General features: G+C 35.9%; 15 protein-coding genes. 10 read left to right on the top strand and 5 right to left on the bottom strand.

What is annotated here, in order from left to right; translation table 11 throughout:
• The first annotated feature begins 71 nt into the window (after window positions 1–71).
• The 3 genes from L2D08_RS23210 to L2D08_RS23220 are packed head-to-tail and all read left to right on the top strand — an operon-like array spanning window position 72 to window position 995.
• A complete protein-coding gene (locus L2D08_RS23210; protein ID WP_242237853.1) occupies window positions 72–344 on the top strand; it encodes a helix-turn-helix domain-containing protein in 273 nt (90 codons plus the stop codon).
• 22 nt (window positions 345–366) lie between these two features.
• On the top strand, window positions 367–720 hold the full coding sequence (locus tag L2D08_RS23215; RefSeq protein ID WP_242237855.1) for a hypothetical protein: 354 nt from the start codon (window positions 367–369) through the stop codon (window positions 718–720).
• A gap of 26 nt (window positions 721–746) precedes the next feature.
• Window positions 747–995 (top strand): hypothetical protein, encoded by a 249-nt coding sequence (locus tag L2D08_RS23220; protein ID WP_242237857.1) that lies wholly within the window; start codon window positions 747–749, stop codon window positions 993–995.
• On the opposite strand, the gene L2D08_RS23225 is transcribed toward L2D08_RS23220, so the two are convergent.
• Entirely contained in the window at window positions 992–1,324 is a 333-nt protein-coding gene (locus L2D08_RS23225; protein ID WP_242237859.1) for a hypothetical protein, read from the bottom strand. The two genes, L2D08_RS23220 and L2D08_RS23225, sit on opposite strands and share 4 nt — an antisense overlap.
• 412 nt (window positions 1,325–1,736) lie before the next feature.
• Here L2D08_RS23225 and L2D08_RS23230 point away from each other — a divergent pair, with 412 nt between their 5' ends.
• A complete protein-coding gene (locus L2D08_RS23230; RefSeq protein WP_242237861.1) occupies window positions 1,737–2,042 on the top strand; it encodes a hypothetical protein in 306 nt (101 codons plus the stop codon).
• 157 nt (window positions 2,043–2,199) lie between these two features.
• Here the strand turns inward: L2D08_RS23230 and L2D08_RS23235 are convergent, their stop codons facing one another.
• Window positions 2,200–2,391 (bottom strand): hypothetical protein, encoded by a 192-nt coding sequence (locus tag L2D08_RS23235; RefSeq protein ID WP_242237864.1) that lies wholly within the window; start codon window positions 2,389–2,391, stop codon window positions 2,200–2,202.
• Between the two features lie 175 nt (window positions 2,392–2,566).
• Window positions 2,567–3,886, bottom strand: coding sequence for a DNA-methyltransferase (locus L2D08_RS23240; RefSeq protein WP_242237867.1), 1,320 nt, complete (start codon window positions 3,884–3,886; stop codon window positions 2,567–2,569).
• A 104-nt stretch (window positions 3,887–3,990) separates the two neighbouring features.
• On the opposite strand from L2D08_RS23240, the gene L2D08_RS23245 reads away from it, so the two are divergent.
• Both L2D08_RS23245 and L2D08_RS23250 read left to right on the top strand, forming a co-directional pair.
• Window positions 3,991–4,215 (top strand): helix-turn-helix domain-containing protein, encoded by a 225-nt coding sequence (locus tag L2D08_RS23245; RefSeq protein WP_242237869.1) that lies wholly within the window; start codon window positions 3,991–3,993, stop codon window positions 4,213–4,215.
• Window positions 4,216–4,254: 39 nt separating this feature from the next.
• Window positions 4,255–5,166 (top strand): BglII/BstYI family type II restriction endonuclease, encoded by a 912-nt coding sequence (locus tag L2D08_RS23250; protein WP_242237871.1) that lies wholly within the window; start codon window positions 4,255–4,257, stop codon window positions 5,164–5,166.
• Window positions 5,167–5,261: 95 nt separating this feature from the next.
• On the opposite strand, the gene L2D08_RS23255 is transcribed toward L2D08_RS23250, so the two are convergent.
• Window positions 5,262–5,558 carry a hypothetical protein gene (locus L2D08_RS23255; protein ID WP_242237873.1) on the bottom strand — a complete coding sequence of 99 codons (297 nt, stop codon included), beginning with the start codon at window positions 5,556–5,558 and terminating at the stop codon, window positions 5,262–5,264.
• Between the two features lie 224 nt (window positions 5,559–5,782).
• On the opposite strand from L2D08_RS23255, the gene L2D08_RS23260 reads away from it, so the two are divergent.
• A complete protein-coding gene (locus L2D08_RS23260) occupies window positions 5,783–6,361 on the top strand; it encodes a tyrosine-type recombinase/integrase (RefSeq protein ID WP_242237874.1) in 579 nt (192 codons plus the stop codon).
• A gap of 275 nt (window positions 6,362–6,636) precedes the next feature.
• On the opposite strand, the gene L2D08_RS23265 is transcribed toward L2D08_RS23260, so the two are convergent.
• A complete protein-coding gene (locus L2D08_RS23265; RefSeq protein WP_242237875.1) occupies window positions 6,637–7,269 on the bottom strand; it encodes a DUF4145 domain-containing protein in 633 nt (210 codons plus the stop codon).
• Window positions 7,270–7,801: 532 nt separating this feature from the next.
• On the opposite strand from L2D08_RS23265, the gene L2D08_RS23270 reads away from it, so the two are divergent.
• From L2D08_RS23270 to L2D08_RS23280, 3 genes are all read left to right on the top strand, one after another.
• Window positions 7,802–8,620, top strand: a complete 819-nt coding sequence (locus L2D08_RS23270) for a hypothetical protein (protein ID WP_242237877.1) — start codon at window positions 7,802–7,804, stop codon at window positions 8,618–8,620.
• A 504-nt stretch (window positions 8,621–9,124) separates the two neighbouring features.
• On the top strand, window positions 9,125–9,790 hold the full coding sequence (locus L2D08_RS23275) for a hypothetical protein (RefSeq protein ID WP_242237879.1): 666 nt from the start codon (window positions 9,125–9,127) through the stop codon (window positions 9,788–9,790).
• 97 nt (window positions 9,791–9,887) lie between these two features.
• Window positions 9,888–10,313 carry a hypothetical protein gene (locus tag L2D08_RS23280; protein ID WP_242237881.1) on the top strand — a complete coding sequence of 142 codons (426 nt, stop codon included), beginning with the start codon at window positions 9,888–9,890 and terminating at the stop codon, window positions 10,311–10,313.
• Window positions 10,314–10,524 lie beyond the last annotated feature (211 nt).

Here is a 10,524-nt window from a genome sequence, read left to right on the forward strand (position 1 = left end):
TTTGAAAGAGTGTGGCTATTGGGCTTCACTCTTTTTTTATTGAAAAAAAACTACCTAAAGAGGTGAACAGAATGGGCAAATTGCCGTACAACCAAAAGGATGAATTGTCTTATAAATATGTCCGTCAGATCCGTTTCCTAAGAAATAAAAGTCAGAAAGAATTTGCTGAAATTATGGGCGTTGATTTCACAGTGCTTTCCCGGATCGAAAATGGACAGCTTGCTTTTACTCCCGTTTATCAGGATCGCTTTAAAACAGCCTGCCAAAAGTTACGTGTAAGCAATGTAGAGATTAGCAGTATACGTGAAATTCTTTATGAGAAAGCCAAAAAAGGCTACAAATAATAATCAAAAGGTGGAGACAACAATGACAAATTTTAACCCTGAACTTATCAAAGCATTGGCACATGGCGATGAGGCCGCACACGAACAAATCAAATCCTTGCCTTTAACAGTACGTATGGCATTGGGTACAGCAGTGGATCAGCTAAGACGTAATGAGAACATTGTTCCAATGGACAGCAACATGACTGTTTACGAACAAAAGAAGAGTAAATACATTGATGATGAAGCTGTGCGTCAAGCTATGCAAGAACGTATGGACATCGAACGCAAGAACCGGGAATTTCAAGAGAAGGCACGTGAAGAGTTTATTAAGCAGCAAACCAAACTAGCTGTTGACCGGGCACGTGCTGGTTTACCTCGTAACGGCAATTTTTAACGATAAAATAAAGGTGGCTAAAGAAGTTGGGTAAGATTAAAAACGAAAATAAGGCTGAGGTTAACCTTTGGGAACAGTTAGACCAGCTAATCAATGAGGGCGTACAGCCGGGGATTATAGCTAAAAGATTGCACGTCAATATTGGGACGGTAAAGCACTTTGTTCAATTAAACGAAAAGCAAAAATGGCTTGAACAAGAACGGCAGCAACAGCTGGAAAAACAGAATGAAAAGATAATTATCACTGGTTATGCTGGTGAACTTAAGAGGGATTAAGCTAATGACAGCTTAGTTCCTCTCTTTTTTTTTGTGCCTAAAAAGGTTATGAAAAACACCGCGAAAAAATTTTTAGGGAAATGAGGCACTGAAAAAGGCAAAAAGCTGGTGTACCCCTTGCTGTATAAGGAATCTAGCAGGGTAACCGTATGCCAAGGCAAAGTTAAATGCGTTAAAATCGCCCTCACAAGCACTGATTCCACATAAGATTGTGACAAAAAGTTTTTAAACCGATGTTTGTATTTTTCGGATGCCAGATCGGCTATATATACATACCCTGACCCCGTGGTAGGGGCTTCCAGTAATTCCGTAAAAGGGAATTGATCCACTTCCGCCAGCCACCGGTGTCTAATCATTGTTTTGTTCTTTTCTTCTTTCCTTCTTCCTTGCTTCTCTCATTGCCCTGTTAATGCGTCTTGCTGCTTGTTAGTGTCTTATATACCTTCCCTTCCTATTCCCTCCCCTGCCGTTATGAAGGCTGTATGGGCTGCCTGGGGGCTTTATTGAGGGATGGAAGGGACAAGGCTAACCCTTCGTTAGTACGTGCGTGTGAGGCTGTGTGAAGGCTATATACACCTTTAGTTACCGGTGTGCTTTTGAGAGGCACTTGTGTTAGGCCGCCACCTCTTAATTTTGGCAGTAAATACCTCGACAGTATATTTTTGTTGCAAAAAGAATGTAAAAAGAATACAATAAGAATGTAAAAAGAATAACTAAAGAATAAACAAAGAAAGTGAGTTGATGATGATGATAGTTATTAAAGTAAGCGAAGTGCCAAACTCTAAAGAGGGATTAAGGGATCGTGTAAGAAGGGCTTGGAGAATTAGTCTTGACCGACTATATAATCAGGAAGAGTTAATGGCTGTTTACAAAGGCGAGATCTTGGAAGTGTATAAGGTGTTAAGTTACGGAAGAGATCAAATTGAAGAAAAGCGAGTTGCATTTGAGTTAGAGGAAATACCTAGTGAGTTAAAAGGCAAAAAGATTAGTTATAAAACGGCTAATCCATGCACCATAGTAGACGTGGAAAATTTAGAATTTGTATAAGCACCTTTATGGTGCTTATTTTTTTGTTTGGTTAGTGTAAAAAATCATAATTTATGAGTACAGAGTGAAGAAGAAGCATGTAATAGTAAATAAAAAAAAGACCCTAACCGGATAACGGCAGGATTAAAAGGTAAAGTTCTCTATACATTTAAGTATCTTACTTAGGATCTAATTTTCCTCCATTGATTACACGTAATCTTTTCTTTAATATATCCCTATCCTTTGAATACAAAGGTAGCTGATCTTTCGGTGCTAAACAGATGTTCATAATTCTATTTAGCTGTTCTTGAAGTTCTTTATCCATTAAATTTTCTTTTTTTCTTTTTTTGAACCAAAACAGTAATCTCACTAATTCCCCCCCCTTTCTATTTTAAATAAATGAACATACTCATCTTACCATGTTAAAAAGGGAAGAATGGTTCCTGCTGCGGCCTTCACATACAGCTATAAAAAAAGATGTACCAGCATGAATACAATGCTAATACACCTATCTTAAATTTATCTATTTTAACTAACTTGTTTAATCATGAAAGTTTTAACTCCGTTTGGATATTCTGTTCGTCACTTTCATTTTCTTCAACAGCTTTTTCGGCTTTTTTATCATCCTCAGCATTATTTTCATCTAGACTGCCTTTCTGAAAATCTTCGGCTAGCCATAAACCATTTTTCTTACGTAGTTCTTTAACTTTATCCGGGAAAAGCTTGTTTTTTTCTTCATAGACTTTTTCAAATAAAGCTTTATCCTTGTCTTTGTTCTCTAATCTTTCTTTGATAATTTCACAATTTCCTAACTCAAAACCAATCCACTTTCTTCCCAGTAGTTCGCTGACAGCAAATGTTGTACCACTGCCTCCAAATGGATCTAATACAACATCCCCCTCGTTTGTACTCATGCTTATTACTCGATCAAGCAGCTTAACAGACAGTTCATTGAACTTTCTATTCTTGGAGTTCTTATGTCTAACAGGGAAAATATCAGACCAGACGTCTGAAACTGTAACGCCATTTGGATTCATTTTATTCTTGTAGCCACCATAATCTTTTATTTCTTTACCACAATGCGGACAAGTCTGTAATGGAATCCTTTGCGGGTTAAACGTTTTTGGTTTTTCACCTTTAACGTAATACAACAAGCTGTAATGTGCCGGGTAAAGTTTATTTTGAATTGGAAGGCTGGCTTTCATGTCAACCGCTATCCAATTTCTAAAATTCATTTTTCCATACAAATACTCTGAAAGGTAAGTGTTCCATTTAGGAATATTGTAAATGAATAAAGAACCGCCTGGCTTTAAGACTCTTACACATTCATCAATCCATTTGAAATACCAGTCTAAGTACCCGCTAAAAGAGATTTTATCGCTAACCCCTTCATCATACTCCTTATCAAGATTAAAGGGAGGATCAGCAAATATACAATCTACACTTGCGTCAGGAACCACTTTGAATAATTCCAGGCAATCACCATTGTATAAATTCCCAAGCTTTGAGGAATAAAAAGGGGGCGGTTGAAGTGCTTTTTGAGAGTTCCCTTCTGCTGCTTCTTCTTTTTTCATACTTTCTTCAAGCAACTTTGCTATCTCTTTTGTGTTCTTCAAGAATGCTTCATCAAACCCGGAAGGGACTCGCCCTAATGTTAATTCTAATTCCACTTTTGACATTTCTAAATAGCTAAGAATTCCACTCAAAATGTTTTCTTCATATGGAATGATTCCGTTGTCTTTGTAAATAAGCAAATCCTTTTTCTTAACTTTTAACTTCTTAAAAAAGTCATACATTTCTTTTTCTGTATGACCTAACTGCTTGGCTTTATTTTCAACTACATCAAAAACAGTGAAAAAACGCATATTCACACACCTCATGTAACTCATAGTCTGTAGACTCATAGACTACATGATTTTATCATTTGGATCAAATCAGTGTCAATTACCGGTAATAGGAGGAACTGTCTGTGGTTGACAACATTAGGTTGTTATTTGGGAAAGTGATTCGTCAAAAAAGGCTTTCACTAGGTATTTCACAAGAAGAACTCGCTTTTTCTTGCGGATTACATAGAACGTATATATCGGATATTGAAAGAGGACTCAGAAATGTCTCTTTGGACAACATTGAAAGAATAGCTAACGCACTTGGAGTAAAGCCAAAAGACTTACTTGATTTTACTGCAATAGACTAAGTGCGACAAAGGTGAAAACAAAGGGGATAAGAAGATCAAATGCAGATAAAAACAGGGATAACACTAATTGACAAACTAGAAGAAAAAGAAAGAAAAGAGTTTATTGAACCTCTACGAGAACAAGTTGTAAAATCTATTTTAAATCTAAGATCGCCATTTAAACCTGATGGTTTCTATTTTAACCCTGAAAGCAAAGCAGTCTATAAAGACGGAAAAAAGCAAGGTGGAAATGGCGTAACAACCATTAAAGAACCCTTTATTGAGAACTTATTAAAACTAGGTTGGCAAAAGGAGTTTCCTTCTATTGCCTCCGAAGCAGAACGTATAACTAAAATTTCAACTCTCAAAAACGTGGGGAAGAGTAAGGATCTTATTTATGGACACGTTGTATCGTTTAGCAGAGAGGAAGAAAAGGTAGTTATTAAAGATCGTAAAGGAAATACACAAGAATATCTTCTTTATAGCGATTGTGAAACTTCTGAACCAGATGATCAACTCGTTGGTAAATTAGTCTCAATGAAAATAGCCAAACCAGGCGGCCTAGATGTTTGTAGAACGGCGGATAATAAGTTGTTTGCTGTTGAATGGGAAACAGGTAATATCTCTTCCAGCCACCGTGCCCTTAATAAAATGGCAGTTATGCTTTTAAATGGATACATAACAGCTGGAATTTTAATTGTACCCACAAAGCGGATGTACCCTTACCTAACAGATCGTATCGGTAATTATGAAGAGTTAAAGCCCTATTTTACTTTGTGGCAGAGTTTAAAAATAGATAAAGGATTTTTAGAAATAATACCAATAGAACATGATGGACTACATGATGATGCACCTATTCTTAAAAAGGGCAAGGATGGAAATGCTAAAAAGCCTGTTGTCGTAGATCCTTCAAATGGGTCCGGACATACTGCTAATCAAATGCAATTATTTCTTCTTGATGAAAACAAATAATATATGGCAATTTGCAGGCTTCCGTTTCGGAAGTCTTTTTGTTATTAAAAAGTAAACGCTGTTCCCTCATTTTAAGAAACAGCGTTCCATTATAATTATAAGAACTCATCTGATTTATGGAGTAATTTCACTCGAAGATCAGGCTGTGTGTGAATTATACACCCTATACCTTCTTTAATAGCAGCGATCTCGTTTTCTAGTTCTTCTACCATTTCAACTTGTTTATAATAATCCATTTCACTTTTAAAAACTATGTAATCTTTTTTAAACATTGCATTAGGAAAGCTTTTTAGTCCGATTACTTTATCAGGATATTCTTCAACCACAAACCAAATTATTGAATAATTAGTTGTTTGATCATTTTCAATACCTGTTATTTCTGTTACTTTCACTTTTCTCTCTCCCTTCTTCCCTCTAACCTCCATTTAAGCATGAAGTTGCACGATAGTAATAGTAATGAATATTGAATATGCAAAAGTAACATAATACATAAAAAGTTACATTCATTTCGCTTTAAACACTGGAAATTATCCGGAATTGTGATATCATAAGAAAGCGAAATAAATATGTTACATTCAAAACGTTGATTTTACTGAATTTAAAAGAGGGTGCTATTATGACAGCAAAGAAAAGCAAGAAAGAAGCAGAAATCAAAGACGTGCAGCCGATTAGATCATTAGAAAAACTAAATGATATGAAATGGTCTTTAAAACGCCACTGTTCAGAACGTGATTACATACTTTTCTTAATAGGTATCAACACTGGTTTACGGGTTAGTGATTTATTGAATTTAAAGATCAGTGATATTAAAGGGAAGAAGAAAATTAGTGTTAAGGAAGGGAAGACAGAAAAGAAGCGTGAAATTCATCTTGCTAATATTTATGATGAATTAAACACCTACCTATCGTCCTTAAAGGGTACTGAGTGGCTGTTTCCTAGTCGCAAGGGGGACAAGCCTATAAGTAGAATACAAGCGTACAGACAGCTAAACAAGGCTGCTGGAATGGTGGATATTCCCGACGGTATCGGAACACATACCATGAGAAAAACATTTGGTTACTGGCATTACAAACAGTTTAAAGACGTGGCGGAATTACAGCTGATATTAAATCATTCACACCCACAGATCACTTTGAAATATATTGGAATCACTGATGAACAGATCGAAAACAACCTAAAGAGTTTTGTCTTATAAGGCTGGTTATCCAGTCTTTTTTTTGCTTCAAATTCTTTTCAATAGTGTTGGATCAGCTATAAAGAGAGGTGTTGTGCATTGATTTTAGAGAAGCAGCGGCCCGTTATTTCGGGGGAAATAAAGAACCCTCTCTGCTATTGGAATAGGGCATAAAAAAGTTTTGGAAGCTGGTATCTGAAACAAGTGAGGAAGCAATATTTGCCCAAAATTACACAAACCTTTTCCCCTCTTAAATCAGCAAACGGCTACAAATTAGAACAACAAAAAAGAACCCTTTATTCGGGTGCCTGGGCTGTGAAATATTTCTTTTTTAAGGAATCATATTTCTTTAACTCGTAAATGTTTCTAAAAGTATGTTCAACAATTTCCAAGCTGTCTTTTATAATTTTACGTGATGGATCGTTCAACTTATGGACTGTTTGATTACCCAACTTTCTAATTATGTGTAAGATTGCTGTTTGACCTTCGGTTAAGATCCTTTGTTCATAAAGACCATTTATTCTTCCATTAAGGTTCCGTCTTCTTATTTTTTCCCCATTTTTATTGAGTGCCAATTCCCCTGTATCATCATCTATTACGTATCCATCTTCTATGGAAAGATCATTGCATATACCTTCTATAATCATTCTTAAACCAGCAGCAGCAAGTAAATAGTGTTTTAATTCGTAATTTGCTACCACCTGTTTATATAATGTCGCTAATAATTCAGGTAAGTGTTGAAAGTTTACCATTTCATAATGGTTCCCTTTTTTAGTCAATGGTTTGGGAGGGAAAATCTGAATATCGTCCAGATGAATGACTTCATCTTCCTCCGAGTTATAAAAGTGCATAGTTGAATCATCGTACTCTTTAATAAATGTAATGGTTTCACACCCCATACATTGACCAATAATATAGACTTCGGTCATATGAAAGTAACCTTCCTCGTCTCCATCGTCAATGCTATGTTTGGATAAAATAGCGTGATGTGTATCATTCGTACAACTTCTGCAATAAACCTTATTCCTGAACATTTCCATATTAGTCACAGACCTCTCCACTTTTACCTGCTAAATTCGACAAAAGGAGATTTTTTCCTGCTAGTTAACTATTACGATATACCGTAACAGCTTAGGAAACTGTCATTTTTTTGTTGCTAAGTGCCTCCAACAAGACTAAAATTAGGTTAATTAAATGAACGGACATAGAAAAAGAACCTCAACGTGCTTATGTAGTGTCCCCACACTCATAAGCCGTTCCCCCTATTCGCAGTAGGGAAAACACCTGTCGAAGTTCTTTGTAACTAACAATATTAGTACCACTTATTTTAGTGTATAATCCTGTTAGTTTCAAGAAAAAATGTTGATTCTTCTATTGAAAACATTTAAAAGACGCTGTTTCCCTGTATTCATTTTTAGGGAAGTAGTGTCTTTTTCTTGTTCTTGAATAGGAGATAGAGAAATGATGAGATCAGGAAGAATAGAAAACTTTGCAGAATACAGCCAGTTTAAAAGCCTAAAGGACTTCAACAACAATATAGAAATGTTCCTGGCTGACCACAAGAAAGACTTCACTAAGGGCGAACTGGTGGCATTTAAACGGCTGGTTCGTTATGCTGCCAAGTTTACGGGCGTGGCTAATGCTAAGATCGGTACGTTATTGAAGGCTATCAATGCAAAAGCAAACGGTTATGGTATCAGCAGATCCACCTTTGAACGTATGTTGAAAAAGGCGAAACAGTTAGGAATTCTGACTGTGAAAAACACTGTTAAATCAAAAGGCGGCAAGGGGCATAATGTGTATGTTTTTAACACAATTGCTGTATTGAAAAAGGAAAAATTGACGTATTGCAAGGAAGCCGAAAAGCCTTGTGAGAGTAAGAGAGAACAGCAAAAAATGGGCAAGGAAACTAATGATTTTGAAACCAGCAAGAAAAAAGAATTAAAAAAACGTATAGACATGTTAGGTAATGTTCCTGTGTTGGATCATTCTTTTGTAAGTGATTATGTACCGAAAGAGTTCACACAAGCTGTTAAACCGTTTTTTGACGATGCTAGAACCATAGAAGAATACTGGAAGATGGTTAAAATTGATACATACCATATCAGCCGTTATTTGGGCGAGGAAACGATTTTACATACAGCTATACATGGATTTAAGCAGATGATTGGGAAGCTGAAAAAGGGCATTGTGAGGAATCCTATTGCTTATTTTAAAGGCGTGATTAAACAGCAGTTTGACGAGATTTATAATGGTTTACCGTTAGAAGTTTTTAGCTGAAAAAAGACATAAAAAAACTCCCTCAGATAATAGCCGGAGAAAGTCATTAAAAGAGGGAAGTTATGTATTATGCTGTTGTGCTGCTAACACGGAATAAAGAAGAACAATGCCAACTTACGCCACTTCATTCACCTTGTTCATTCAGTGCAATCATTGAACAAATTAACTCAATGTTTTATTGCTGATACCAGCATGTTTTTAGCAGTTGATCTTTTTTGAAAAGTTGTTTTCGTTATTTTCTTAAATACTAGGGTGCGGGATTGGGGTTAAATACTGGTTGGGCACAAAAAAATATTTAGGTAAATTATTGTAAAACGCTGTATCCCTTGTGGCTGTAAGGTTCATTACGTTCACAACTTTGGACACAATTTAAAACTCATTTAAAAAATAACCTGTATTGATCTCAACTTTTGTTCAGATCAAATGGATTAGTACCTGCCATATGTGCCTATTCACTTTAATCACATATGTATGGGATTTCTAAACGAAAGAGGATTGACTCCTGTGGAAAAATTTTCGAAGATTGATGCAGCTATCATAGTAGTAGTTCTCACTGCTTTTAGTTATGCAATCACTTATATTTATCAAATGGGTTATCAAGATTACTATAATTTACCCAAAGAGTTCATTGATTTAAATAAAAATACAATTACCCCACCTCTGATTGGTGTTTTTCTAGTTTTGATAATATCTTTTATATTCTGGAAGAATACAAAAGCACAATTTTTACTTTTTATCGAAACTTTAAAGGTTATGGAAAATGACCGTGCACAAATTACCATAGAGGTTTTACGCATGTTTAAGAATTTCCGCAGATACCTTCAGGATTTTGGATATCTTCTCTTTAAACAATTGTTCCAGATGACTCTTCGACTTGTAGTCTTAGCTTTAATAGCAGCGTTATTTGTGATCGTATTTAAAGTTGGGACATATGTTGCATCAGAAAAATCAGAGTACATGATTATAAATCAAGAAACGGGAGATCCGTATGTGGCAGTTGCTTATTTCAAAGATTTAGTAGTTGTTGCACGTTTAGATGTTGAAAATGAGTCCATAACGCCAAATTTCAAAACAATTGAACTGAAAGAATTAAAGGATACAGAAATCGTTTATTTCGAAAATGGCTTGAAGGTTGAAAAAGTTAAAAGTAGTCAAGATTTAAAAGAATAGACATTCCGGCCGCACTTCGTATAGGCTTTAAAATAGTTAAAGGAGATCGCCGAGGATATATAGAAAAAGTAGTAAAAATAATAGCTGAGGTGATCTTATGAAAATCGGTGAAGTTTTGGAGTTAACCCAAAGCAAGAAACTAGCAGATGTAGCTAAAGAACATCTTACCATTGGTGAAAAGCCAGCAAGAGAAGCCTTGAAGCACGCCGGCTGTTTTATCCGTAGTGGTAAAAGGGGATGGCTGTATGAGGGCGATCCGGCAGTGTTAGAAAAATCTATTTATGATTACGTACCACCCAAGGCTGCAAGGAAACCAACTTTCCAACTTTCTGTTAAAGAAGAAAATAAAGAAGAAGGTAAAGAAGTTGGAAATCCAGACATAAAAGAAAATAGTAAACCCTCTATGAAGAAGGTTACTTACGAAATTGAGGAACAGCTTCATGATGAACTAAAGATTAAAGCCATTCGAGAGAAGCGTACCGTATCGGAAATTGTAAATGAGATCATAAAAAGAGGGATTTAACGAAGCTGTTTGAACTTGCAGCAACAGTCCTGGCTGTGACTGAATTGGTTTATTGTGTGCTACAAATTATTTTCAGAAATAGCCTGTATCGGCATACCATGTCCCAAACCTGAATATAAGGAGGTACACCTCCATTTGAAAGAGTGTGGCTATTGGGCTTCACTCTTTTTTTATTGAAAAAAAACTACCTAAAGAGGTGAACAGAATGGGC

The organism is Domibacillus sp. PGB-M46 (assembly GCF_022668875.1).
In the GTDB taxonomy this organism is placed as follows: domain Bacteria; phylum Bacillota; class Bacilli; order Bacillales; family Domibacillaceae; genus Domibacillus.

Excerpts from the sequence above, each read along its gene's own strand:
- L2D08_RS23210 (WP_242237853.1), top strand. The coding sequence starts at position 72 with ATGGGCAAATTGCCGTACAACCAAAAGGATGAATTGTCTTATAAATAT.
- L2D08_RS23215 (WP_242237855.1), top strand. The coding sequence starts at position 367 with ATGACAAATTTTAACCCTGAACTTATCAAAGCATTGGCACATGGCGAT.
- L2D08_RS23230 (WP_242237861.1), top strand. The coding sequence starts at position 1,737 with ATGATGATGATAGTTATTAAAGTAAGCGAAGTGCCAAACTCTAAAGAG.
- L2D08_RS23240 (WP_242237867.1), bottom strand. The coding sequence starts at position 3,886 with ATGCGTTTTTTCACTGTTTTTGATGTAGTTGAAAATAAAGCCAAGCAG.
- L2D08_RS23250 (WP_242237871.1), top strand. The coding sequence starts at position 4,255 with ATGCAGATAAAAACAGGGATAACACTAATTGACAAACTAGAAGAAAAA.
- L2D08_RS23260 (WP_242237874.1), top strand. The coding sequence starts at position 5,783 with ATGACAGCAAAGAAAAGCAAGAAAGAAGCAGAAATCAAAGACGTGCAG.
- L2D08_RS23265 (WP_242237875.1), bottom strand. The coding sequence starts at position 7,269 with ATGACCGAAGTCTATATTATTGGTCAATGTATGGGGTGTGAAACCATT.
- L2D08_RS23270 (WP_242237877.1), top strand. The coding sequence starts at position 7,802 with ATGATGAGATCAGGAAGAATAGAAAACTTTGCAGAATACAGCCAGTTT.
- L2D08_RS23280 (WP_242237881.1), top strand. The coding sequence starts at position 9,888 with ATGAAAATCGGTGAAGTTTTGGAGTTAACCCAAAGCAAGAAACTAGCA.